The sequence below is a fragment of the Janthinobacterium sp. LS2A genome, assembly GCF_036543145.1.
Lineage (GTDB): Bacteria > Pseudomonadota > Gammaproteobacteria > Burkholderiales > Burkholderiaceae_D > Janthinobacterium > Janthinobacterium aestuarii.
In genome coordinates this window covers 155,947-180,401 of sequence record NZ_JAZHPB010000007.1, presented here as the reverse complement: position 1 = coordinate 180,401, position 24,455 = coordinate 155,947, and the positions used below count along the sequence as shown (strand labels likewise).

The 24,455-nt window shown below is 60.9% G+C and carries 23 protein-coding genes; 12 read left to right on the top strand and 11 right to left on the bottom strand.

The annotated features are described in order from the left end of the window. Window positions 1–12: 12 nt before the first annotated feature. A complete protein-coding gene (locus V3C40_RS20335) occupies window positions 13–420 on the bottom strand; it encodes a PRC-barrel domain-containing protein (protein WP_034750714.1) in 408 nt (135 codons plus the stop codon). A 246-nt stretch (window positions 421–666) separates the two neighbouring features. Here V3C40_RS20335 and V3C40_RS20330 point away from each other — a divergent pair, with 246 nt between their 5' ends. The 3 genes from V3C40_RS20330 to ftsB all read left to right on the top strand — a co-directional run bounded on the left by V3C40_RS20330 (window position 667) and on the right by ftsB (window position 4,129). Then, the gene (locus V3C40_RS20330) at window positions 667–2,319 is read left to right on the top strand and encodes a CTP synthase (RefSeq protein WP_319990991.1); all 1,653 of its coding nucleotides are present in this window, start codon (window positions 667–669) and stop codon (window positions 2,317–2,319) included. A 141-nt stretch (window positions 2,320–2,460) separates the two neighbouring features. After that, window positions 2,461–3,744, top strand: coding sequence for a phosphopyruvate hydratase (gene eno, locus V3C40_RS20325; RefSeq protein WP_034750709.1), 1,284 nt, complete (start codon window positions 2,461–2,463; stop codon window positions 3,742–3,744). 61 nt (window positions 3,745–3,805) lie between these two features. Beyond that, the gene (gene ftsB / locus V3C40_RS20320) at window positions 3,806–4,129 is read left to right on the top strand and encodes a cell division protein FtsB (RefSeq protein WP_070221436.1); all 324 of its coding nucleotides are present in this window, start codon (window positions 3,806–3,808) and stop codon (window positions 4,127–4,129) included. Between the two features lie 230 nt (window positions 4,130–4,359). Here ftsB and V3C40_RS20315 read toward each other — a convergent pair whose 3' ends face one another. The 5 genes from V3C40_RS20315 to V3C40_RS20295 all read right to left on the bottom strand — a co-directional run bounded on the left by V3C40_RS20315 (window position 4,360) and on the right by V3C40_RS20295 (window position 9,979). Next, window positions 4,360–4,635, bottom strand: a complete 276-nt coding sequence (locus tag V3C40_RS20315; RefSeq protein WP_072455257.1) for a hypothetical protein — start codon at window positions 4,633–4,635, stop codon at window positions 4,360–4,362. 152 nt (window positions 4,636–4,787) lie between these two features. Further along, on the bottom strand, window positions 4,788–5,918 hold the full coding sequence (locus V3C40_RS20310; RefSeq protein ID WP_331778371.1) for a glycerophosphodiester phosphodiesterase: 1,131 nt from the start codon (window positions 5,916–5,918) through the stop codon (window positions 4,788–4,790). Beyond that, a complete protein-coding gene (locus tag V3C40_RS20305) occupies window positions 5,918–8,329 on the bottom strand; it encodes a TonB-dependent receptor (RefSeq protein WP_331778370.1) in 2,412 nt (803 codons plus the stop codon). Before V3C40_RS20305 ends, V3C40_RS20310 begins: the two co-directional genes overlap by 1 nt. A gap of 140 nt (window positions 8,330–8,469) precedes the next feature. Next, window positions 8,470–9,450, bottom strand: coding sequence for an Hsp33 family molecular chaperone HslO (hslO, locus tag V3C40_RS20300; RefSeq protein ID WP_070303508.1), 981 nt, complete (start codon window positions 9,448–9,450; stop codon window positions 8,470–8,472). 4 nt (window positions 9,451–9,454) lie between these two features. Further along, window positions 9,455–9,979, bottom strand: coding sequence for a gamma carbonic anhydrase family protein (locus tag V3C40_RS20295; RefSeq protein WP_131687534.1), 525 nt, complete (start codon window positions 9,977–9,979; stop codon window positions 9,455–9,457). Between the two features lie 206 nt (window positions 9,980–10,185). Between V3C40_RS20295 and V3C40_RS20290 the strand changes: the two genes are divergently transcribed. The 8 genes from V3C40_RS20290 (at window position 10,186) to bamC (ending at window position 17,239) form a co-directional block, all read left to right on the top strand. Further along, complete coding sequence (locus V3C40_RS20290; RefSeq protein WP_331778369.1) at window positions 10,186–11,061, top strand: alpha/beta fold hydrolase; 876 nt, start codon at window positions 10,186–10,188, stop codon at window positions 11,059–11,061. Between the two features lie 90 nt (window positions 11,062–11,151). Continuing rightward, on the top strand, window positions 11,152–11,985 hold the full coding sequence (locus tag V3C40_RS20285; RefSeq protein ID WP_331778368.1) for a 3',5'-nucleoside bisphosphate phosphatase: 834 nt from the start codon (window positions 11,152–11,154) through the stop codon (window positions 11,983–11,985). An 82-nt stretch (window positions 11,986–12,067) separates the two neighbouring features. Continuing rightward, window positions 12,068–12,952 (top strand): protease HtpX, encoded by an 885-nt coding sequence (gene htpX / locus V3C40_RS20280; protein ID WP_034750690.1) that lies wholly within the window; start codon window positions 12,068–12,070, stop codon window positions 12,950–12,952. Window positions 12,953–12,990: 38 nt separating this feature from the next. Beyond that, the gene (locus tag V3C40_RS20275; RefSeq protein WP_128142283.1) at window positions 12,991–13,614 is read left to right on the top strand and encodes an L-threonylcarbamoyladenylate synthase; all 624 of its coding nucleotides are present in this window, start codon (window positions 12,991–12,993) and stop codon (window positions 13,612–13,614) included. Window positions 13,615–13,708: 94 nt separating this feature from the next. After that, window positions 13,709–14,386, top strand: a complete 678-nt coding sequence (locus V3C40_RS20270) for a site-2 protease family protein (RefSeq protein WP_034750684.1) — start codon at window positions 13,709–13,711, stop codon at window positions 14,384–14,386. Window positions 14,387–14,428: 42 nt separating this feature from the next. Continuing rightward, entirely contained in the window at window positions 14,429–15,001 is a 573-nt protein-coding gene (locus V3C40_RS20265) for a class I SAM-dependent methyltransferase (protein ID WP_331778367.1), read from the top strand. 84 nt (window positions 15,002–15,085) lie between these two features. Continuing rightward, window positions 15,086–15,964 carry a 4-hydroxy-tetrahydrodipicolinate synthase gene (dapA, locus tag V3C40_RS20260; protein ID WP_331778366.1) on the top strand — a complete coding sequence of 293 codons (879 nt, stop codon included), beginning with the start codon at window positions 15,086–15,088 and terminating at the stop codon, window positions 15,962–15,964. An 81-nt stretch (window positions 15,965–16,045) separates the two neighbouring features. Beyond that, complete coding sequence (gene bamC, locus V3C40_RS20255) at window positions 16,046–17,239, top strand: outer membrane protein assembly factor BamC (RefSeq protein ID WP_034750677.1); 1,194 nt, start codon at window positions 16,046–16,048, stop codon at window positions 17,237–17,239. 281 nt (window positions 17,240–17,520) lie between these two features. On the opposite strand, the gene V3C40_RS20250 is transcribed toward bamC, so the two are convergent. Together V3C40_RS20250 and V3C40_RS20245 are read right to left on the bottom strand one after the other, a co-directional pair. Then, window positions 17,521–17,775, bottom strand: coding sequence for a hypothetical protein (locus V3C40_RS20250; RefSeq protein ID WP_034783358.1), 255 nt, complete (start codon window positions 17,773–17,775; stop codon window positions 17,521–17,523). A 353-nt stretch (window positions 17,776–18,128) separates the two neighbouring features. Beyond that, window positions 18,129–19,250: a ribosomal protein uL16 3-hydroxylase gene (locus V3C40_RS20245; RefSeq protein WP_331778365.1), complete on the bottom strand. Its 1,122-nt coding sequence runs from the start codon at window positions 19,248–19,250 to the stop codon at window positions 18,129–18,131. A gap of 93 nt (window positions 19,251–19,343) precedes the next feature. Here V3C40_RS20245 and V3C40_RS20240 point away from each other — a divergent pair, with 93 nt between their 5' ends. Next, a complete protein-coding gene (locus tag V3C40_RS20240) occupies window positions 19,344–19,889 on the top strand; it encodes an FKBP-type peptidyl-prolyl cis-trans isomerase (protein WP_070303515.1) in 546 nt (181 codons plus the stop codon). Window positions 19,890–19,936: 47 nt separating this feature from the next. On the opposite strand, the gene V3C40_RS20235 is transcribed toward V3C40_RS20240, so the two are convergent. From V3C40_RS20235 to V3C40_RS20225, 3 genes are all read right to left on the bottom strand, one after another. Next, window positions 19,937–20,974, bottom strand: a complete 1,038-nt coding sequence (locus V3C40_RS20235; protein WP_072455243.1) for a hypothetical protein — start codon at window positions 20,972–20,974, stop codon at window positions 19,937–19,939. Continuing rightward, window positions 20,971–23,664 carry a DNA mismatch repair protein MutS gene (gene mutS / locus V3C40_RS20230; protein WP_331778364.1) on the bottom strand — a complete coding sequence of 898 codons (2,694 nt, stop codon included), beginning with the start codon at window positions 23,662–23,664 and terminating at the stop codon, window positions 20,971–20,973. The genes V3C40_RS20235 and mutS overlap by 4 nt, the downstream gene beginning before the upstream one ends. Window positions 23,665–23,911: 247 nt before the next feature. After that, window positions 23,912–24,436, bottom strand: coding sequence for a hypothetical protein (locus V3C40_RS20225; RefSeq protein ID WP_331778363.1), 525 nt, complete (start codon window positions 24,434–24,436; stop codon window positions 23,912–23,914). Window positions 24,437–24,455 lie beyond the last annotated feature (19 nt).

Sequence of the window (24,455 nt, the reverse complement as noted above, 5' to 3'; positions counted from 1 at the left end):
GCTGTGGCTTAATTAATACTCGCGCGGTGTCGTTCCATAATAGCTATGGATCGACGTCGCCCAGGCTTGGTCCGCCATGTTCGGCCAGTTATCCGTGTCGAAGCCGGGCGCGTTCTCGATGCGTTCCTTGTCGACGTTGAGGGTGAAGCGCTTGTTGACAGTGTCGAGCAGCAGCGCTTCCCACGGCACGGCGAACAGCTTTTCGCCGATGGTGAACACACCGCCGTGCGACATGACGGCGTAGGCGATTTTGCCGCTGCGCATGTCGATCATGATTTCCTTGATTTCGCCCAGATGTTCATCCTTGGCGTTGTGCACATGGTCGCCGATCAGGGTGTCTGCACCCATCAGTTCCGGGCCGGGACCTTTGTGGCCGCGGTTGACATACATGCCGTAGGCGTCGCGTTCTTCGTAGCTCATGATGGACCTCCTGTTGAAAATGCCAGTGTGCCGCCAGGGTGCGGCAGGGTCTGTTCGCTCTCCCACACAAAGTATGGAATTGGAAATATTTTAATTATTGCCAGCTTGCAATTTTGTTGTGCGTAGACAGCAGGAGGGGGAGGGATAGTCGGTATTTGGCGCAAATTTCCGCGCGCGGGAGGCGACGCAGGCGGGCTTTAGTGTATAATTTCAATTTCCCGCACGTGCCGTTCGGCACCATCTGCAATGACCAAATTTGTCTTCGTCACTGGTGGCGTTGTGTCTTCCCTTGGAAAAGGGATTGCCGCCGCCTCCCTCGCCGCGATCCTCGAATCGCGCGGCCTTAAAGTCACCATGCTCAAGCTCGACCCGTATATCAACGTCGATCCTGGCACGATGAGCCCTATGCAACACGGTGAAGTATTCGTCACCGACGACGGGGCCGAAACCGACCTCGACCTCGGTCACTACGAGCGCTTCATCTCCACCCGCATGAAAAAGGTGAATAACTTCACCACCGGCCAGATCTATGAATCGGTGATCCGCAAGGAACGCCGGGGCGAATATCTGGGCAAGACCGTGCAGGTGATTCCGCATATCACCAATGAAATCCAGGATTACATCCGCCGTGGCGCCGAAGGCTACGACGTGGCCCTGTGCGAAATCGGCGGCACCGTCGGCGATATCGAATCGTTGCCATTCCTGGAAGCGGCGCGTCAGCTGAGCCTGCGCGCCGGCCGCAAGAACACGGCCTTCGTCCACCTGACCCTGGTGCCTTACATCGCCTCGGCCGGTGAACTGAAGACCAAGCCGACCCAGCACTCGGTGCAAAAGCTGCGCGAAATCGGCATCTTGCCAAACGCGCTGCTGTGCCGCGCCGACCGCGCCATCCCGGAAGACGAGCGCGCGAAAATCTCGCTGTTCTCGAACATCGAGGAAGACGCCGTCATTTCCGTGTGGGACGTCGACACCATCTACAAAGTGCCGCAAATGCTGCACGACCAGGGCCTCGACAAGATCATCTGCGATGCGCTGGACCTCGATCCCGCACCGGCCGACCTGTCGATCTGGAGCAAGCTGATCTACACGATGGAACACCCGAAGGCGGAAGTGACCGTCGGCATGGTCGGCAAGTATGTCGAGCTGACCGAGTCGTACAAGTCGCTGATCGAAGCGCTGCGCCACGCCGGCATCCACACGGAAAGCCGCGTCAACATCGAGTACATCGATTCGGAAGAAATCGAAACGACCGGCTGCGACGGCCTGGGCAAGTACGATGCCATCCTGGTACCGGGCGGCTTCGGCAAGCGCGGCGTGGAAGGCAAGATCAAGGCGGCCCAGTTCGCCCGTGAAAACAAGATCCCTTACCTGGGCATCTGCCTGGGCATGCAAGTGGCCCTGATCGAATACGCGCGCAACAAGGCAGATATGCCGAACGCGAATTCGACCGAGTTCGACCTTGATACGGATCAACCTGTCGTTGCACTGATCAATGAGTGGCAAAACCACGATGGTAAAGTCGAGTTGCGCGATGAAAACTCGGACCTGGGCGGTACCATGCGCCTGGGCGCGCAGACCTGCGCCGTCAATCCGGGCACCCTCGCCGCCGAGATCTACGGCAGCGTGGTGACCGAGCGTCACCGTCATCGCTACGAAGCCAATAATCACTACCTGGCCCGTGTCGAAGCGGCTGGCCTGATCGTTTCGGCCCGTACGCCGAGCGAAGATTTGTGCGAAATCATGGAATTGCCACGCACGGGTGAAAATGCCCACCCATGGTATATGGGCGTGCAATACCATCCCGAGTTCAAGTCGACGCCACGCACCGGCCATCCGTTGTTTACCTCGTTCATCAAGGCAGCGCTGGCGCACAAAGAAGCCAACGCCGCTGCTGAATAACGCGGTCGATCGCGACAGTATTACCCGTAAGACAGCTCCCGGCCTGATGGTTCCCGCCGGGAGTTTCTTTGCCCCCTTTGTGCAATTGCGCATCAGAACGCAGTGTGCAGCCCCCTGTTACGCTTAACTTTGGAGAATGACATGAGTGCTATTGTTGATATTATCGGTCGCGAAATCCTGGACTCGCGCGGTAACCCGACCGTCGAATGCGATGTGTTGCTGGAATCGGGCGTGATGGGCCGTGCGGCCGTACCGTCGGGTGCCTCGACCGGTTCGCGCGAAGCCGTGGAATTGCGCGATGGCGACGCCAAGCGCTACTTCGGCAAGGGCGTGCTGCAAGCATGCGAAAACATCAATACCGAAATCTCCGAAGCCATCATGGGCCTGGACGCCAATGAACAGGCTTTCCTCGACCGTACCCTGATCGACCTGGACGGCACGGAAAACAAATCGCGTCTGGGCGCCAACGCCATCCTGGCCGTCTCCATGGCCGTCGCCAAGGCTGCCGCCGAAGAAGCGGGCTTGCCGCTGTACCGCTATTTCGGCGGCTCGGGCGCCATGCAGATGCCAGTGCCGATGATGAACGTCATCAACGGCGGCGCACACGCCGACAACAACCTGGACATCCAGGAATTCATGATCATTCCCGTGGGCGCCCCGTCGTTCAAGGAAGCCGTCCGCTACGGCGCGGAAGTGTTCCACACGCTGAAAAAGATCCTGCACAAGAAGGGCCTGAACACCAACGTCGGCGACGAAGGCGGTTTCGCGCCATCCTTGGCCAACCATGAAGAAGCCATCAAGCTGATCATCCAGGCCATCGAAGAAGCGGGCTACGAGCCAGGCACGCAGATCGCCATTGGCCTCGATTGCGCCGCGTCCGAGTTCTACAAGAACGGCAAGTACGAAATGGAAGGCGAAGGCCTGAGCTTGACGGCCACCGAGTTCACCAACCTGCTGGCGACCTGGTGCGACAAGTACCCGATCATCTCGATCGAAGACGCGATGCACGAAGGCGACTGGGACGGCTGGGCGATCCTGACGGCGGAACTGGGCAAGAAAGTGCAACTGGTCGGCGACGACCTGTATGTCACCAACACCAAGATCCTGAAAGAAGGCATCTCGAAAGGCATCGCCAACTCGATCCTGATCAAGATCAACCAGATCGGCACCCTGACGGAAACGTTCGCCGCCATCGAAATGGCCAAGCGCGCCGGCTACACGGCCGTCATTTCGCACCGCTCGGGCGAAACGGAAGACTCGACCATCGCCGATATCGCCGTTGCCACGAACGCCCTGCAGATCAAAACCGGCTCGATGTCGCGTTCGGACCGCATGGCCAAGTACAACCAGCTGCTGCGTATCGAGGAAGACCTGGGCGACATCGCCAGCTACCCTGGCCGCGATGCGTTCTATAATCTGAAGTAAGCTGATGTAAAACCCACTGGCCGGCCGGAGATATCCGGCCGGTTTGTTAACCGACTACCCCATGCGCCTGATTACGCTCGCCCTGGCAGCCCTGCTGCTGCTGATCCAATTTCCCCTCTGGCTGGGTAAAGGCGGCTGGCTGCGCGTTGCCGACATGGAAGCCCAAGTGGCGGTGGCGAATAAAAAGAATATGGAATTGAAGGCGCGAAACGCCAAGCTCGAATCCGAAGTGCGCGACCTGAAAGATGGTACGGGCGCCGTCGAGGAGCGTGCCCGCTATGAGCTGGGCATGGTCAAACAGAATGAGATTTTCGTGCAGATCGTGCGCAAGGGCCAAACCCCGCCACTGCAGGAAACGCCGGTGGACGCTGCCGCGCCGCACTGAGTACTTCCCACTTGCCAGCCTGAACCGATTGCCAGGCTGACATATCACAGCTGTATTACTGCCTGATACTTCTTACTTTCTACTGCTATACACGACTGCCTTGCTGTTTGCTGATCAGAAACGGGCCTTGCCGGTCGAGATCAGGTAGAAATGGATGCCGGTAACAACGACGGCGACGGCGATCAGTGCGGTTTCGAGAATCATCATATAAAAATCCTTTCAGTATTGAGTTAGCCGCGCGAGGCGAGGAAGCGCAACTCAGAAGCCAGATTCGGCATCAGGTTTTCGTAACGTGCCGCTTCCGAGTTCAGCAGGGCGATGTCGCGCTTGCTTGGGCGCACATAGCGCTCTTCATTGGCGACGCTGCTGGCGATGACTTCCTTCTGGGCCAGGTCGCTGTACGGCTTGGAAGCGAGCAGGGCGCCCAGGAAGGCACGCGTGGCACGGCCCAGGTTGCTGAAGTAATTGTCGTTGTCGTTGCTGTAGGTGTTGGTAAAAGTGGACATATGCCCTCCATGAATGGTCTGTTGTTGCATTGCACAATAATGGAGTTCACGATATATGTCTAATTCCAAATTCCAATTTCAGAAATTCAGGAAGCGAATAATAAGGGCGTAGCCGCCGGCCACGCCCTGAAAAAGAATTTGTTACGAAATGTTTATCCGGCGGCGATGCGTCCCAAACCCGGATCGTCGCTGAAAAAGCCGTCCAGTCCCGTCTCGATATAACGCCGCATTTCCGCCACGGAACCCGCTTCGTTGCGCGCGTTTTCACCGTTGCCGTCGCGGAAGTCGGCCGCCAGGAAGCGGTTTTCCGGACGGAAGGTCCACGTGTGCAGCAGCAAGCCCGCCTGGTGCGCATCATCGACGATGGAGGCAGGCTTGGCCAGGCGCTGGCCGGCGCCCAGTGGGATGATTGCTCGCGTTGGCGGCGCCACCACGTCCGCATAGGCGGCGATGTCGCGCAGGCCGGCCGGCGTCGTCATCTGCCCGAACGTCAGCTTGCCGCCCGCCTTGGCCACGTCCATGGGGCGGATATCGCCGCCCACCACCAGTTGCATCAGGCGGACGTTGGCGCGCCGTCCCAGTTTCTCGCGCAAGTATTTCAAATTTGCCACTTCGAAGGACTGGATTTCGATCGGTGCGCGGCGCGTGTATTCGTGCGCCAGCAGGGTTGAGAGGAAACGGTCTTCCAGCGCCAGGCCCGCATCGCGGAAGTAGGTCGAGCTTTTCAGCTCGGGCACGAGGCCGATGATGCGTCCGCTGGCGGCTGATTGCGCTGCAACAAAATCGATGATTTCTTCCCAGGTAGGGATCTGGAATTGTCCATCGTACAGGGTGTTGCCGGTGCGTACCTTCGGCAGCCGTTCGATGGCGCGCAGGGTTTTCAGTTCGGCCAGGGTGAAGTCGTCGACGAACCAGCCTTCGTGCCATTCGCCGTCGACCATCTTCTTGCCGCGCCGGCTGGCGAACTCGGGACGGCGCGCCACGTCGGTGGTGTCGATCAGGTTGCTTTCGTGGCGCGCCACGAGGATGCCGTCGCGCGTGGCGACCAAGTCCGGCTCCACGTAGTCGGCGCCGTCGAGGATGGCCTTGGCGTACGACGCCAAGGTGTGCTCGGGACGCAGGGCGCTGGCGCCCCGGTGGGCGAACACGAGCGGGCGGGCAGGTGGCGTGGCCAGCAGGCCGGCCGCAAAGCCGGGCGCGGCGGCCAGCGCCAGGCCGCCGGCGGCCGCCCGGACGAAGCTGCGGCGCGAAAAATGCCGTTGCGGCAAGATTGGCGTACGCATCAGAAGTCCGCCGTCAAGGTGAGGAAGCCCTGACGCGGGGCGATCGGGAAAGTGTTGTACGTTTTGTCGGCCGCGCCGACGACCACGTTCAGCGAGCCTTCGCGGTTGGCCAGGTTGCTGACGTTCACTCTCCAGCGCGGGTTTTTCAGCCAGCTGGCCATGGCCGGCAGCTTGCCCGACACGCCCAGGCCCATCAGGAAATAGCTGGGCACGGACAAATCGTTGGTGTACGTCGCGTAGCGCTTGCCCACATAGTCTCCCGTCAGCTGCACTTCGATATCGCCAAACGTTGCGGAAGCCACGAACTTGTTCAGCCATTCCGGCGAGCCGGGCACGTTCTTGCCAGCAGTCAAGACCAGCGCGGCGCCATTGTTGTAATTATCCGCGTACTGCGAACGGTTGTACGACAGGGCATTGTAGAACGAAAAATTGTTGCCGAAGTGAACAGTGCCGGCGATATCGATGCCGTCCGTGCGCACGCTGCCCACGTTGGCCAGCACGGGGTTGCCGCCGATGATGGAGGAAATCACGGGGGTCGGGCTGATCTGCAGCAAACGGTTGCTGAAGTCGACGTGGTAGACGTTGACTTGCCCATCGATGGACGTGATGGCGCCCAGGTTCAATGGATGGCTGCCGCGCACGCCCACTTCATAGGTGAGGGCCGTTTCCGGTTTGGCGTCGCGCTTGAACAAATCAAAAGCGGCCTGGCTCGACAAGCTCCACGGCGAGGCGCCGCCACCGCCATAGGTGACGAACTGGCGCATGTTTTTCTGGATGTTGAAATACAGCTGGTCTTGCGGCGTGAAGTCCCAGCGCGCGCCCACTTGCGGCAGGAACCATTTTTTCGTGTTGATGGTGCCGACCGGCAAGGCCGTCGAACCGCCGGCGATGGCGCCCTTGGCCGGCTGCACGGGGAATTGGCCGTCGGCAAACTGCAGGCTGGACTTGAAGCCGGCTTGCAGGGCGATATCGGGGCGGATGCGCCATTCATCCTGCAAGTGCAGCTGCACCACCTTGTTGTCGATCTCGCTGCCGTATTGCGTGATCAAGGGATTGCTCGGGCGGTCGTACGGCGACGTCGGGTTGTTGACGTCCAGCGCATACCAGCGGCGGTAGGCGGACGAGCGGTTCTGTTCCAGCCACAGGCCCGCTTCGAGCTGGTGATTGCCGATTTCCTTGCGAAGTGTGGAAATGAAGCCGCCGCGCTTGATGTCGTATTCCGTCGTGCGCACGGCGTAGCCCGAGTTGCCGAAGACTTCCTTCAGGTTCTGCTTCGGATAGTACACGCTGAACAGGCCCGGCAAGCCAGCCACGCCGATGGGGCCGGCCACCACGCCCGCGCCGTCATCCTTGTGGTAATACACCTGGTTCGACCAAGTCATGCCTTCGGACAGGTTGGCGTCGAACTTGGCGTAGGCCAGGTAATCGGTGCGCTGCGCATCGCTGTAGTAATTGCGGTAATTGTTGCCGTCCGCGGCCGGCGTGGCGCCCGTCGGCGACAGGTAATTGAGAGCCGCCTTGAAGTCCGGATACAGGAAGGGGCGCGTGTACGGCGCGCTCGTCTCGCCGGCCACGTGCACGGTGCTGTCTTCGTTCGGCTCGATCTTGTCCGAGTAATTGAAGAACAGGGTCAGCTTGCCCGCATCGCTGCGGTTGACGTATTTGGCGTTGAACTGGTCGCCGCCCTGGCGCGCATCGAAGTCCCAGGCCCGCGCTTCGTGGTGCAGTATGGAAAAGTAGGCGCTGCTGCCGTCGCCGAAGGCGCCCGTGTCGTAGCGGGCAAACGTGCGCGAGGTGCGGTGGCTGCCCACCGTTTGCTGCACGCTGGCGCCCTGCGTGACCAGCGGGTCGCTGGAATAGGTTTCGATGGTGCCGCCCAGGTTGCTGGTCGAGGCCGTGGCCAGGTCGCCCGCACCCGACGACAGCACGACGCTGCGCACGTTTTCGCTGATCACGGCGCGCTGCGGCGACAGGCCGTTATAGTTGCCATACTGCTGGTCGCCCAGCGGCACGCCATCCATGGTGTAGCCCAGTTGCTGGCCGGAAAAGCCATGCACGAACAGCGACAGGTTCTGTTCGTTGTTGCCCCACGGGTCGGCCGTTTGGAAACTGACACCCGGCAAGGTTTGCAAGGCTTTCAGTGGATTCGTGCCGGGCAGGATTTTCTGGATTTCATTCTTGCTCAGGGCGACCGAGGAGCGCGTCTTGCGCGAGGAAATCTCCACGGTGGCCATAGTCGCGCCATCATCGGCGGCAGTGGCGGGCGCGGCCATCTCGGTCGTGGCCGAGGCCACGGCGGCAGCCACGGCCGTTTGCGCCAGGGCCGGCAAGGAGAGACCTGCGGCGCAAGCGCCCAGCAAAACATGGAAGGAATGGCGGCGCAGGGCCAGCGTCAAGTGGGTGGTCATCATCAGCCTGTGGAAAGTATTGGAAGTAATACAAGCTGCGCAGCGTAACGGCGGCGCGTGACGGGCTGATGACGAACTGATGACGGGAAGATGACAGCAGAAACAAAGGCGCCGCCTGAGAGGCGGCGCGGGGAGTATTACAATTAGTTAATGCTGGCTGCGGGTGGGATGAGCACCTCTGCCGGCGCATCCGTGACGAACAGCTGCGCGCAATCGACCTTGTCGAACTCGTAGTGCTGGCCGCAGAAATCGCAGTTCACGCCCACTTGTCCCACTTCTTCCAGGGTGCTGTTGACTTCTTCTTCGCCCAGCATCTTGAGCATATTGCCCACTTTTTCGCGCGTGCAGCTGCAATGGAAGCTCGGGTGCAGCGGGTCGAAGACGCGGATCGTTTCTTCCCAGAACAAACGCTGCATCAGGGTCTCGATGTCCGTCGACAGGATTTCCGCTTCTTTCAGGGTCGACGCCAGCATCACGGCGCGGTTCCACGTGTCGAGCGCGTCTTCTTCCGACACGGGCGTCGCTTCGGCCTTGCCGCCATGGTGGGGCAGCTTTTGCAGCAGCAGGCCGCGCGAGACGGTGTCGTCCGTGGCCAGCCACAGACGCGTGTCGAGCTGTTCCGAGCGCAACATGTAGTTTTCGATCACGGTCGCCATGTCGTCGCCGTCCAGCGGCACGATGCCCTGGTACGGTTGCTGGCCCGGTACCTTGTCGGCCGGGTCCAGGGTAATGATGAAGCGGCCCTTGCCCGTGGCGTTGAGCAATTGCGGCACGGTGGCCACGTCGGCGATGATGGCGTCCGGGTCGAGCTTGGCCGTGGCGCGCAGGCGCAGGTCGGAGTCGCACTCGACCACCATCAGGCGCACGGGGCCGTCACCATGGATTTGCATGATGATGGAGCCGTTGAATTTCAGGTTGGCCGACAGCAGGGCGGCGGCTGCCACCATTTCGCCCAGCACTTTTTTCACGGCCGTCGGATAGGCGTGGCGCGACACCACTTCCTGCCAAGTGTGGGACACGTCGATGAACTGGCCGCGCACGGCGGCGTTGTCGAAAATAAATTTTTGCAGGGTATCCTGGCCGGTAGCGGCTGCGCTGACGGCGCCCGTGGTTTCAGTCGTCATTCTTTTATCCAATCTTCTTGAGTTGCGTATTAAATAGCTGGCCGCGCTGTACATAGTTCACGGCGTTGCCTTGTAACCTGGTGATATCGTCTGCCGTCAGGGCCCGCACGGCTTTCGCCGGTGAGCCGAGGATCAGCATATTGTCGGGAAATTCCTTGCCTTCCGTGACCAGCGCGCCCGCGCCGACCAGGCAGTTCTTGCCGATCTTCGCGCCATTCAGGATCACGGCCTGGATGCCGATCAGGGCGCCATCGCCGATCGTGCAGCCATGCAACATTGCCTGGTGGCCGATGGTCACGTTCTGGCCGATGTCGAGCGGGTAGCCCGGGTCCGTGTGCAGCACGGCGCCTTCCTGTACATTGCTGTTGGCGCCCACGGTGATGCGTTCGTTGTCGCCGCGAATCGTGGCGCCGAACCATACGGACGTATTCGCTTCCAGGGTCACCTTGCCGATCACGTTGGCCGTGTCGGCAACAAAAGCGGAAGCATCAATCTGCGGCGCATCGGCGCCCAATTGGTAGAGTGTCATCGTTAGCCTGTGGCGGTGGTGGAAGCGCCGGGCGCGGCCGGACGCGGAAGTTTTGCGCTATTTTACGCTGTTGCAGGGCAAGTCCGAGCGCCGACCGCCAATCCGGTATAATTATCGAACGGTCGTACTTTTATGTCCGCACTATCTACAGACACAGCATGTGGCGCCATTCGCGCCACTTTCAAGGCAGGCATGCGATGAAACCCATGAAACTTTCCCGTTCCGAATTCATCAACATCCGCGGCGCCCGCACGCACGTGCGCCACTGGGGCCGTGTAGGGGCGCCCATCCTGTTCATGGTACACGGCTGGATGGACGTGGCCGCCTCGTTCCAGTTCGTCGTCGACGAGCTGGCCGGCGACTGGCACGTGATCGCGCCCGACTGGCGCGGCTTTGGCCTCAGCGACTACACGCAATCGGACACCTACTGGTTCCCCGACTACCTGGCCGACCTGGACGCCATGCTGCTGCATTACTCGCCGGACGCACCCGTCAATCTGCTGGGCCACAGCATGGGCGCCAACGTGGCCGGCCTGTACGCGGGCGTGCGGCCCGAGCGCATCAGCCGCTTCATCAACCTGGAAGGCTTCGGCATGATGGCAACAAAACCGGAGCAGGCGCCGGGCCGCTACGCCAAGTGGCTCGATGAATTGCGCGAGCCGCCCGCCATGCGCAGCTATCCCACGCAAAAGGCCGTGGCCGAACGCCTGCAAAAGACCAATCCGCGCCTGCCGGACGAGCGCGCGGCGTTTCTGGCCGAGCACTGGTCGGCGCAGAACGAGGCGGGCGAGTGGGACATCATGGGCGACCCGCAGCACAAGCGGGTCAATCCCATCCTGTACCAGGTGGAGGAAGTGATGGCGTGCTGGCGCCGCATCACGGCGCCCGTGCTGTGGGTGGAGGCCGATGACACGAATATGTGGCGATGGATGGGGCCCAAGGAACAGGCACGCATCGAGATCGACCGGCGCTTGGCCTGCATCAAGGATGTGCGCTGCGAGATGATGCGCGATGCGGGCCACATGCTGCATCATGACCAGCCGGCGGCACTGGCGCGGCTGGTGGAAGCCTTTTTGGCCTGATGTGTGACGGGAACGCCGCAGCGCGATTTGACAAGCAGCGTACAATGAAAACTTCTTCCATGCTGAGCCCGTGCAGGGTATTGTTTTCACATGCTTAAAGTCGACCTGCATTGTCATTCGAATATCTCCGACGGCGTGCTCGCGCCCGCCGCCGTGGCTGCGTACGCACGCAAGGCCGGCGTCGATGTGTGGGCGCTGACGGACCACGATGAAGTGTCCGGTGTCGCCGCCGCGCGCACGGCCGCGCTGGACCTGGGCATGCGTTTCGTGGCCGGCGTGGAAATTTCCATTACGTGGGCTGGCGAAACCGTGCACATCGTGGGCTTGCAAGTCGATGAAAACAATCCCGGTCTCGTGCAGGGCTTGCACCAGACGCGCTCTGGGCGCGACGCGCGCGGCCGCGAAATCGCCCGCCAACTCGATCTGGCTGGCATCCCCGATGCCTATGAAGGGGCCTTGAAATTCGTCGGCAACCCGGATCTGATGTCGCGCACGCACTTCGCCCGCTACATCGTGGAAATGGGGAAATGCGCGAACATCCCCGACGTGTTCAAGAAATACCTGTCGGAAGGCAAGCCTGGTTATGTCGAGCACCGCTGGGCCACCCTGGCCGAAGCGGTGGGCTGGATACGCGGCGCGGGCGGCGTGGCCGTCATCGCCCATCCGGGCCGCTACCGCTTCAGCGACATGGCGCAAGGCGTGCTGTTCGATGAATTCAAGCAACTCGGTGGCGTGGCCATCGAAGTCGTCACGGGCAGCCACAGTCCGGACCAGTATCCCGAATACGCGCAACTGGCCAACGCCTACGGCTTCCTCGCTTCGCGCGGCACGGATTTCCATGCGCCGGGCGAATCGCGCGTGGATTTTGCCAAGTTGCCGCCTTTACCTGCCAACGTGACCCCGATCTGGCACGACTGGTTCTAGGGCGCGGCTGGCCTGCGCGGGCTTGAAAAGTCGCGACTGCACACTTATCTTTTAGCTATTCTGTTTTCCGGAGCCAACGCCCATGAAACGTATCGTCCTTTTTATTGCAACCAATCTGGCCGTGATGCTGGTGCTGTCGCTCGTGCTCAGTTTGCTGGGCGTGGGCAATCCGGCGCGTGGCAGTACCTTGAACCTGGGTAGCCTGCTCGTGTTTTCGCTGGTGGTGGGCTTCACGGGATCGATCTTTTCCCTGTTGATCAGCAAACCGATGGCCAAGTGGAGCACGGGCGCGCGCGTGATCGACAACCCGACGTCGTCAACGGAATTGTGGCTGGTCAATACCGTGCGTGCGCTGTCCGAGCGGGCCGGTATCGGCATGCCGGAGGTGGCCGTCTATGAGGGCGACGCGAATGCGTTCGCCACGGGCGCCTTCAAAAACTCGGCGCTGGTGGCCGTCTCGACCGGCTTGCTGCAAAGCATGAACCGCGATGAAGTCGAAGCCGTGCTGGGCCACGAGATCGCCCACGTCGCCAATGGCGACATGGTGACACTCACCCTGATCCAGGGCGTGGTGAATACCTTCGTCGTCTTCATGGCGCGCGTCGTGGGTTTCTTTGTCGACAATGTGCTGCTGAAAAATAACAACCGCGAAGGCGGCGGACGGGGCATCGGTTACTTTGTTACCGTGATGGTGTGCGAAGTGATCTTCGGCTTGCTCGCGTCCATCATCGTGGCCTGGTTCTCGCGCCAGCGCGAATTCCGCGCCGATGCCGGTTCAGCCAAGCTGCTGGGCAGCCCCACGCCGATGATGCACGCGCTGGCCCGCCTGGGCGGCGTGCACCCGGGCGAGCTGCCGCAATCGATGCAGGCGCTGGGCATCAGCGGCGGCAATGGCGGTTGGGGCGCGCTGTTCGCCACCCATCCGCCGATCGAACAACGCATCGCCGCGCTGCGCGGCGTACAATAATGCTAACTTAACAAGCTGGTTCTCCAGAACGCTTACACATGAGTCAATTTTTCCAGATTCACCCTGACAATCCGCAATTGCGCCTGATCAAGCAGGCGGCCCAGATCATCCAGTCCGGCGGCGTCGTGGCCTTGCCCACGGATTCTTGCTACGCGCTCGTGTGCCAGCTCGACGACAAGGGCGCCGTCGAACGCCTGCGCCGCATCCGGGGCATCGATGAAAAGCACCATCTCACCTTGCTGTGCCGCGACTTGAGCGAGTTGGGCGTGTATGCCCGCGTCGACAACCGCCAGTTCCGCCTGCTCAAGGCGGCCACGCCGGGCGCCTACACCTTCATCCTGGAAGCGACCAAGGAAGTGCCGCGCCGCCTCAGCCACCCGTCGCGCAAGACCATCGGTCTGCGCGTGCCGCAGCACCGCATCGTGCAATGCCTGCTGGAAGAGCTGGGCCAGCCCCTGCTGGGCGCGACCCTGACCTTGCCTGGCGACGAAGACAGTCTGACGGATGCCGACACCATCCGCGAACGCCTGGAAAAACTGGTCGACCTGATCATTGATGGCGGGGTCTGCGCGCATGGCCCCAGCACCGTGATCGACCTGACGGGACCGGAGGCGGAAGTGGTGCGCGTGGGACGCGGCGACCCGGCCGTGCTGGGCTTGTAGAGGGGTGTCGCGCGCCTGTTGCCGCGCCGGTCTTCACCTGTTCTTAATGACAACGTAAGAAAGAGGCTGTGGCGCCTCTGGTAGAATCGCGGTCATGAGCGATTTCAATACGATAGTCCAGACCATTGCGGTGTACCTGGTACCGGTGCTGTTTGCCATTTCCCTGCATGAGGCGGCGCATGGCTACGTCGCCCGCTATTTCGGCGACCCCACGGCTTCGAACGAGGGCCGGCTGAGCCTCAATCCCATCCGGCATATCGATCCTTTCGGCACGATCTTGCTGCCTTTGATGCTGTATTTCGCAATCCAGGTACCGTTCGGCTATGCCAAGCCGGTGCCCGTCGATTTCAGCCGCCTGCGCAATCCGAAGAAGCAGATGGCCTGGGTGGCGTTTGCCGGGCCTGGCGCCAATTTCGTGATGGGCCTGGGCTGGATGATCGCCTTTGTCGTGCTCAGTGTTATGCCGCCGACGGAAATGGGCATGTTTTTCCGCAAGATGGCGGGCGCCGGCGTCAGCGTGAATGCGGCCATGTTCGTCTTTAACCTGATTCCCGTGCCACCGCTCGATGGCGGACGCATCATGACAGGCTTGCTGCCGATGCAACTGGCGCGCCCTTACGCCAGCATCGAGCGCTACAGCCTGTATGTGTTCGGTGCCCTGGTGCTGCTGATGTATACGGGCGTACTGAACCGCGCCTTGCTGGCGGCGATTGAATTTGTCATAGGCATTTTTGTCACCATGGTCACGCCCCTGACGGCCCTGTTGACGTGATACAAGCAACTGGATATACGCAAATAATTGATGGAAGTACCGATGCAAGCAATTGAACCAACAGTAGAAACCGAAGCGATTTCCGGCTGGCTGCGCCGCTGGGCGCCGCTGATCCCGGGCGGCGAAGTGCTGGACCTGGCCTGCGGCGCAGGCCGCCATGCGCGCCACCTGGTGAGCCTGGGCCACCCCGTGATCGCGCTCGACCATGATCCGGAAATGCTGGAAAAAGCGGCCGGCACGGGCATCACCACGTCGCTGGTGGATCTGGAAGCGCCGGGCGCCATATGGCCTTTCGCGCCCGGCCGCTTTGCCGGCGTCGTCGTCACCAATTATCTGCACCGGCCGTTGCTGGACGCCATGGTTGCCAGCCTGGCACCCGATGGCGTGCTGCTGTATGAAACGTTTGCCGAGGGTAATGAGCAGTTCGGCAAGCCGTCGAATCCGAAATTTTTGCTGAAGGAAGGCGAAATGCTGAGCTGGGCGGTGCAGCAGGGATTGCGTGTGGTAGCGTATGAGGATGGGCGTGTGGAACAGCCAAAAGCTGCTCTGGTGCAACGAATTTGCGCCGTCCGGCCGGATTTTCCACGGTTGGCGGCGCTGCTGCCGACGTTTTGAGCGGCCATACTATGTCAGAATGCACCACAGGCGCGGGCTATCCGCTACAATCGTTGTTTTATTTATCGGCGCTATAAACTTACTATGATCAAGGGCAGCATTGTAGCAATCGTCACCCCGATGCACGCAGACGGCAGTCTGGACTTTCCAGGTCTGCGCAAGCTGATCGACTGGCATATCGCCGAGGGTACGGACGGCATCGTCATCGTTGGCACAACGGGCGAATCGGCAACAGTCAGCGTGGAAGAACACTGCGAACTGATCCAGTTGACCGTCGAACATGCCAAGGGACGCATTCCTATCATCGCCGGCGCCGGAGGCAACTCCACGGCCGAGGCCATCAAACTGACGCGCTACGCGAAAGAAGCGGGCGCCGATGCTGTCTTGCAAGTGGTGCCGTATTACAACCGTCCTACCCAGGAAGGCATGTACCAGCACTTCAAGGCCATCGCCGAAGCCGTCGACATCCCCGTCATCCTGTACAACGTGCCGGGCCGTACGGTTGCCGACATGAGCAACGAGACCATCGTGCGCCTGTCCGCCGTCCCGAATATCGTCGGCGTGAAAGATGCGACCGGCAATATCGGCCGTGGCATCGACCTGCTGCGTTTGGTTCCAGCGGACTTCGCCGTGTACTCGGGCGACGATCCGACCGCTATGGCGCTGATGTTCTGCGGCGGCCACGGCAATATCTCCGTGACGGCCAACGTCGCGCCGCGCGCCATGCACGAACTGTGCGTCGCGGCCATGGCGGGCGAGCGCGCCACGGCAATCGCCATCAATAACAAGGTTTTCCCTCTGCACCAGAAGCTGTTTGTCGAGCCCAACCCGGTGCCCGTCAAATGGGCGATGGCCGAAATGGGCCTGATGCCTGCCGGCATACGCTTGCCACTGGTGCCGCTGGCTGAAAACTGCCATGCGACCGTGCGCGATGCCTTGCGCGACGCCGGCATCCTGTCTTAAGACCGAACTTCAAGCCCGGACTTGACCAGTCCGGACCTTCCCTGATTCCAGCTGCTACTTAGCTTCTTATCCAGTTACGACATGACTAATTGCAAGAAAAACCAATCGGCGCCTGCCACCATCGCCGTCCGCGGCATCGTCATCGGCGCCATCGCAGCCAGCCTCGCGGGCTGCGGCATGATCAGTTCGGTAGTCGGCGGCGACAAGGTCGACTACAAGTCGGTCAAGAAAGCCGGCACTCTGGACGTGCCGCCTGACCTGACGCAATTGCAGCAGGACAACCGCTACTCGCTGCCGGATGCGAAAAACGGCGTGGCCACGGCTTCCGGCTACAACGCGCAGCGCAACGCCACGGCCGGTACGCCAGTCGTCGTGGGCGCCGACGGCGTGGTCGGTGTCGTGCCGGTCACGGCAGGCGGCGTGAAGGTCGAGCGCGCGGGCAACCAGCGCTGGCTGGTCGTCAAGCAGTCGCCTGAAGTGCTGTGGCCGCAACTGAAACAGTTCTGGGAAGATTCGGGCTTTACCATTGCCGTCGACCAGCCGACGGCTGGCATCATGGAAACCGAGTGGAATGAAAACCGCGCCAAGGTGCCGCAAGACTTTATCCGCAGCACCATCGGCAAGGCTTTCGATTCGCTGTACTCGACCGGTGAAAAAGACAAGTTCCGTACCCGCGTGGAGCGCCTGGCCGATGGCTCGACCGAGATCTACGTCAGCCACCGTGGCGTGGAAGAGGTTGTCACGGGCCGCGACAAGGAAACCACCACCTGGACCGCTCGCCCGAACGATCCGGGCCTGGAAGCGCAATTCCTGGCCAAGCTGATGACGCGCCTGGGCGCGGCCAGCGACGATGCGCAGGCGAAGACGGCTGTCGATGCCGCCATCGTGCAGCCGCAGCACGCCAAGCTGGTCGGCGACGCCGCCACGCCGGCGCGCGCAATCGAAGTCGATGAAGGTTTCGACCGCGCCTGGCGCCGTGTCGGCCTGGCGCTGGACCGCGTTGGCTTCACCGTGGAAGACCGCGACCGCACGCAAGGCACGTATTTCGTGCGTTACGTCGATCCGGACGCGGTCAAGAAAGACGGTTTCTTCTCGAAACTGTTCAGCTGGGGTTCGTCGTCCGACAAGGACAAGGAAGCGCAGCGCTACCGCGTCCTCGTCAAGGCCGGCACGGGCTCGACCAGCCTGGTCAGCATCCTCAGCAACGAAGGCCAGCCAGATACCTCGCCAGTGGCAGAGAAGATCCTGGGCCTGCTGAACGATCAGTTGAAATAAGGTTCACTGAGTGGCGGCGATCAAAAGCTGCCACGCATCATAAAAAAGGCTGGCCCGGTGCAAACCGGGACAGCCTTTTTATTTTGGGTACGCAATAGATGCTTGCGACGCCCAACAAAACCGTAGCGAGCGCCAGTGATTTGTGGCTAAGAAGCGCAGCCGTACTTTAGTACGGTGAGCATCGCAGGCCGCAAAGCGCGGCGCGCAGTAGGTTTGGTTGGGTGTTTACCCAACAAAAAAGCCGGCCCTAAGGCCGGCTTTCTCTAGTGCAGGGTGCTAAATTACTTAGCAGCCGATGCAGCAGCCGAAGCAGCCGAAGCAGCGTCGGTAGCGGCCGAAGCGGCAGCCGAAGCAGCAGCAGCAGCGTCGGTAGCGGCCGAAGCAGCAGCGTCAGCAGCAGCAGCTGGAGCAGCTTCAACTGCTGGTGCTGGTGCTGGGGTTTCAACTACTGGTGCTGGTGCAGGAGCTTCTTCTTTTTTGCTGCAAGCAGCCAGAGCAACAACCATCAGGGAGGCGATCAGCAGGGATTTTTTCATTTGTTTTCCTTAATTATTTCAAAAAATAAATCAACATTGTTGCGATGAATAATTACCGGTAATTATCGCTCGTTAGGTCGTCTTCGAAGGCTTTTCGTACCAGGTGGTGCCTGCCAGACAACGGAAACTTCCTAACCGAATATTATAGCGATTTTTGGTGCGTCGCAATAGGAGCAAGAGGCAAATTCGCAACTATTTTGTGATATCGCAATATTTGCCGAAGCAAATTGCAAGCAAGTGTAAGTGTTTTGCGAAAGCGCGACAAAACGATATAAAAATAATATCTTTCTTTGCGCTGGCGCAGAAGATGTTATTTTGCTTACTGTAATACCACTTTGCTACGCTGCACCCATTCAAGCCAGTTCGATCCAGCCATCCTGATACCATGTATATAAGGCATCCATCACGTCATCGGAAGCCAGGGCCACGGCGGCGCCATCGAGGGCGCGTTCGTTGGCCAGGGTTTCCAGGGCCGCTTTGTCGGCCTTGCCAATGGCAAACGATTCGCCATTGATGAAGACATTCTTGCCACGATACAGCATCAGCGTCTTGCGCGACAACACGACACCTTTTTTCTGTGCGGTGTCCGCGAAGCGGCCTACCGTCAGCGGCTTGGACAGCGGCGTGAAAAACACATTGTGCTTCGGTTCCGACAGGTGTTCGCCGAGGAAAATGGTGACGTCTTCTTCCGTGAAGCGCACCTTGTTCAGTTCTTCCGCGATGGTGCTGAGCATTTCACGGGGGATTTCGGCCGGCTTGCCCGACGCTTTCAGGTCCGGATCGCTGTAAATGCCCGGCAAGTCGATCGAATCGGCCATGAATTGCAGGAAAGCTTCGCCCAGTTCCTGGAACGAAGGCGAGCGGAAACCTATCGAATACGTCTGGCAGTCGCCGATGGCCACGCCGTCGTGTGCGTAGTGGGGCGGCAGGTACAGCATGTCGCCCGGTTCCAGGGTGAATTCTTCGTCGGGCGTGAAGTTGCTGAGGATTTTCAGCGGCAAGCCGTCGATCAGGCTCAGGTCTTTCTGCGCGCCGATGCGCCAGTGGCGCTTGCCCTGGCCTTGCAGCAGGAACACGTCATAGGAATCGAAATGCGGGCCCACGCCGCCGCCATCGGTGGCGAAGCTGACCATCAGGTCGTCCAGGCGCGCGTCCGGCAGGAAACGGAACTGGCGCAGCAGGGCGTCAGCCTTGGCGCTGTGCAGGTTGGCGCCCTGCACCAGCAGAGTCCATTCTTTCTGTTTCAGCGAAGGCAGGCTGGTCAGCGGACCTTGCTGCATGTTCCAGTGGCCATCCGCATGGCTGACCAGGCGCGATTCGACGTGATCGAGGGTAGCCAGTTCGGCCAGGGCCTTGAAATCGAACAGCGCCTTGAAGCCCGGTACGGCTTGACGGATCAACAGGGGCTTTTTATGCCAGTAGTCGCGCAGGAATTGCGCCGGCGTGATATCGCCGAGGAGAGTTAATGTTTTCATGCGCCCATTATAACAACCGGAAATGCAGGAATGCGCCTGCCGTTGGCGGCGTGAAGGTATAATTTGCCAGCTTATACAATGAAAGGAAGCATAATGAAGATTGCCAAAAATACGGTCGTGACTGTCAACTACAAACTGTCAGACGCGCAAGACAATCTGATCGAAGACGGCCGTCAGCCGATGGTCTACCTGCACGGTGATTATGAAAACACCCTGCCGAAGATCGAAGAAGAGCTCGACGGCAAGGAAGTTGGCTATTCCAACACGATCCAGATCGAACCGGATGATGCTTTCGGTGAATACGATCCCGCCCTGGTCAAGGTCGAGCCGCGCAATCGCCTGCCTGAGCCGCTGGAAGTGGGCATGCAGTTCGAAGGCATGCCGGAAAGCGATTCGCCGGACGAAGAAGCGATGATCTTCACGGTCACCGACATCGCCGATGACAAAGTCGTGCTGGATGGTAACCATCCTCTGGCCGGCATCGCGCTGCGCTTCTCGCTGACCGTCGCTGACGTGCGCGCCGCCACCGACGAAGAAATCGCCCACGGCCACGTGCATGGCGCACACGGCCATGACCATGGTGATGATGAAGAAGAGGGTGACGAAGGCGATCACTTCCGTTCGCATCCGATTCACTAATATCGCTTGTTCCAGGCCGGCTACATGCCGGCCTGTTTGCTGATGCGCTAGCGGCGTACAGTCGACGCTTTGGCGCGCGCTTGCGCCGATGGCCTGACGGCACGTTGACGCACCTCAAAGAATGGCGTCTTGCCTGGCCGTACGGCGATGGCGGACCAGTCGTTGTCGATGCTGACGTGGCCCAGGTTGCCTTTCCAGCTGATTTTCGGCCCGCCTGCCTTGGCCGCGGCCTTTTTACTCTTCCCTTCCTTGCCGTCCGCGTCGCCATCGCGCTGCGTATCGACCAGCAGCACTTTGCCGCTGAACTTCTTCGCCAGGGTACGGACTTGCTTGCGCGGTCCGGCAAAGCCATCCTGTTTTGAGCTGAAGCTGGGCAGCAGCGAATTGTCGTCTTCATCGAGCACACCCATGTCGCCATCGGAAAACAGCACGATGCCGTCGAGTTTCTTGCGCTGCGCCATGGCGAACAGGCGCTGCAGCCAGGAACGGTTGGCGACCAGGCGGTCTTCGAATTCGCTGTTGCGTCCCGCTTCCGGCAGGAAATGGTTGTTATTCGCGGGCAGGTTGATGGTGGCAAACAGCACGCCGCCATATTCCCAGTGGGCGTTTTCCGCATAGCTGCGGAACTTCGCCGTCGATGACAGCCGCGACAGGGTCAGCTTGCGCTGGCCCAGGCTCTGGTCGTCGGCGAAATACACGTCGCGCAAGCGGTTCAGGCGTTCGATGGCATTGACCCTGCCGCGCGAGTTGCGGCAGTTGGCCCAATCACTGGCCGACAGCGAGACGATCAGCGGCGGGCCGCTGGCGTCCAGCAAGTCCTTGCGCTGGCTGTACAGCTTGTCGCTGCACGATTCGCTGGCCGCCTTGATGCCGGTGGCCACGACGAACGAGGCATTGAAGGCGCTGGTGTCGGCGATGGCTTTTTTCAGGGGGCCATCGTCCGGTCCGGCGTTGAAGGAATGGCCCAGCACGGCAAACTCGAAGCCGGCCTGGTCGCTCTGGGCGGCCAGCGCCGCTTGCCATGGCAGGCTGGCAGCCAGCAAGCCGGCGGCCAGCAGGTGTATCGTGCCGCGCCGGAGGGTCATGCGGCGGCCAGCCGTTTCAACTGATACAGCTGCTCGAGCGCATCGCGCGGCGTGAGCGCATCGGGATCGAGGTCGGCGATGGCGTCGAGCAAGGCTTGCTGCGCCGCATTCAGCGCGGCCAGCGGCGCCGCCGCTTCCTCTTCTTCCTCCTGCGCATACGGATCGGCTGCCGGCGCGGCGAACAGGTCGCGCTGCGGCGTGGCGTCGAGCGCCTGCGCTTCCAGGCGCGCCAGGTGCTTGCGCGCGGCCTTGATCACGGGCTGCGGCACGCCCGCCAGTTGCGCCACCTGCAAGCCATAGCTTTGCGAGGCAGGGCCCGGCTGCACGGCGTGCAGGAAGACGATGCTGTCCTTGTGCTCGACGGCCGACAGATGCACGTTGGCAGCGCTCGGGTGGCTGTCCGGCAATTGCGTCAGCTCAAAGTAATGCGTGGCGAACAGCGTGAAGCTGCGGCTCGTGTCGATCAGATGGCGCGCGATGGCCCATGCCAGCGCCAGGCCGTCGAAAGTCGAGGTGCCGCGGCCGACTTCATCCATCAGCACCAGCGAGTGCTCGGTGGCGCCGTTCAAAATCGCCGCCGATTCCGTCATTTCCACCATGAAGGTCGAGCGTCCGCCCGCCAGGTCGTCGGTGGCGCCGATACGCGTGAAGATGCGGTCGATGGGGCCGATGGTGGCGGACGCGGCCGGCACGTAGCTGCCCACGTAGGCCAGCAGGGTGATCAATGCCACCTGGCGCATGAAGGTCGATTTACCGCCCATGTTCGGACCGGTAATCAAGAGCAAGCGGCGTTCGTTGACGAAGCGACAGTCGTTGGCGATGAAGCGTTCGATCTGCTTTTCCACCACGGGGTGGCGGCCTTCGACGATGTTGATGCACGGCTCGTCGACCAGTTGCGGCGCGGCCCAGTTGTGCTGCTGCGCATGTTCCGTCAGCGCGTTCAGGGTGTCGAGCTGGGCCAGGCCCTGCGAGATCGTCTGCAAGGTGCCGATGTGCGGCGCCAGGTCGGCCAGCAGCAGGTCGTACAGCATCTTTTCGCGCACGAGGGCCTTGTCTTGCGCCGACAGGGCCTTGTCTTCGAACACCTTCAATTCCGGCGTGATATAGCGTTCGGCGTTTTTCAGGGTCTGGCGGCGGCGGTAGTCGTCCGGCACCTTGTCTGTCTGGCCGTGCGTGACTTCAATATAGAAGCCGTGCACCTTGTTGTATTCCACGCGCAGATTGGCGATGCCCGTGCGCGCCCGTTCGCGCGTTTCCAGGTCAAGCAGGAACTGGCCCGCGTTTTCCGACAGCGCGCGCAATTCGTCCAATTCGGCATCGAAACCGGTGGCAAACACGCCGCCGTCGCGCACCATCGCGGCCGGTTCCTGCGCCACGGCGCGCACCAGCAAGTCCAGGCAGGCAACAGGCGTGGCCAAGGCCGTGTGGATGGCGGCCAGCAAGCCGGTTTCGCCGCCCTGGCCAGGACCATAGCAACGCACGACGTCGCCGCGCAGGGCCGGCAGTTGCAGCAGGCCGTCGCGCAGGGCGGCCAGGTCGCGCGGACGCGCCGACAGCAGCGCGATGCGCGTGGTGATGCGTTCGATATCGGGCACTTGCGCCAGGGTGGCTGCGAGCGGACCGGCCGCTTCGCTTTGCGCCAGCGCGGCGATCGCTTCATGGCGCGCGCGCGCCACCTTCTGATCGCGCCGCGCATGGTGCAGCCAGTGGCGCAGCATGCGCGAACCCATGGCCGTGCGGCAATGATCCAGCAGGGAAAATAAAGTGGGCGACTCCTGGCCGCGAATGGTTTCCGTCAGTTCCAGGTTGCGGCGCGTGGCCGCGTCCAGACCGATGAACTCGCTTTCCGTTTCCGTCGTCAGCGAACGCACGTGCTGCAGACCGCGTCCCTGCGTCGACTGCGCATAGCGCAGCAGCGCGCCGGCCGCGCTGAACGCGGCGCCGAGGCCATCGGCGCCGAAGCCCGTCAAGGTCGCCACGCCCAATTGGTCGAGTAGGGCCTTGTGGCCGCCCACCACGTCGAAATGCCAGTCCGGTACGCGGTTGATATGTGTGCCCGCATAGTCGTCGAACAGGCTGCCATTGTCGCCACTGAGAATTTCGGCAGGCACGATGCGTTCGAGTTCCTGCTGCAATCGCACGGCCACAGTGGCGCTGTCGCCGGAAAACTCCATCAGTTTCAAGGCACCGCTGGCCAGCGACAGCCAGGCCAGGCCCGTGGTCACCGTCTTGCGCTGCGTGATGCTGCACATGGCCAGCAGCGGGCGCTCAGCCTTCTCTGGCAGCAAGTCCGCATCCGTCAAGGTGCCGGGCGTGACCACGCGCATGACCTTGCGTTCGACGGGGCCCTTGCTGGTAGCCGGGTCGCCGATCTGTTCGCAAATGGCCACCGACTCGCCCAGCTTGACCAGCTTGGCCAGATAGCCGTCCAGCGAATGAAACGGCACGCCGCACATCTTGATTGGATTGCCGCTGGCCACGCCGCGCGCCGTCAGGGTAATCCCCAGCAGGCGCGAGGCTTTTTCCGCGTCCTCGAAAAACAGCTCGTAGAAATCGCCCATGCGGTAGAAGACCAACATCGTCGGGTGGTTCTCCTTGATGCCTAAATATTGCTGCATCATGGGAGTGAGCTTTTCAGCCGAATTTTTCTTTGCCGCGGCGGCGTTAATTTCTTTTGGGACGGTGGTCATGTGTTCTTTGTCGTTGGTCCGGCGGCAGGGAAAGGCATGCCTGCCGGGCTGTGTGTGGTGCTGTGTGCATTCAAGGCCGCGCCATGTGGCGGAGCTTGGGTTCAAGGCCGTCATTTTACCGCTTTCGGCGGGCAGGGCGAGGTATTGCGTGCGCAGATGAAAAAGCCGCATCGACAATGTCGATACGGCTTCGGGTATGCGCGGACATCAATGCCTTATCGAAAGGCAGCGCTATGCATAATTGATTTTACAAGTTACCGTCGCCGCCCACCGAGCTTTCCGGGTCGAAGGAAAAGACGCGCAGTTCTGGTTGTGTGTCTTCGCCGCGCATGATGCGTACCGTCATGACGAAGGATAATTCCCAACGACCAGCGGTATAGCCGACATCCAGATTATGTTTCCACTCCTGGCGGATGCGGTGCAGGGGCGTCTGCTCTGGTTCGCCCAATAGTTGCTGGATCTCGAAGTCCAGCGGGAAATGGTAAGTGGCGCCTATCGACTGGAGGAATGGCGATGGCGGTGAATAAATAGTTGGTACTTTCGGGCCAATCTGAGTCAGTTGCGGTACGGTGACGATGCAGCAATCGATGATCTGGAAAGACGTGAAACCGCTATCCTTGGAGCCGCAGCAGGTAACGTCGAGATAGACATGCTGGCCTTTCTGAAAATGCACGCCACCCATGTAGGGGCCATGGCGTGGATCGGCCGTACCATCGCAAGAGGTGAAGTTGTAGTCGAGCTGGTTGGTGATCTGGTCTGCATCGAAGTGCACGGATAACTTCATCCAAGGG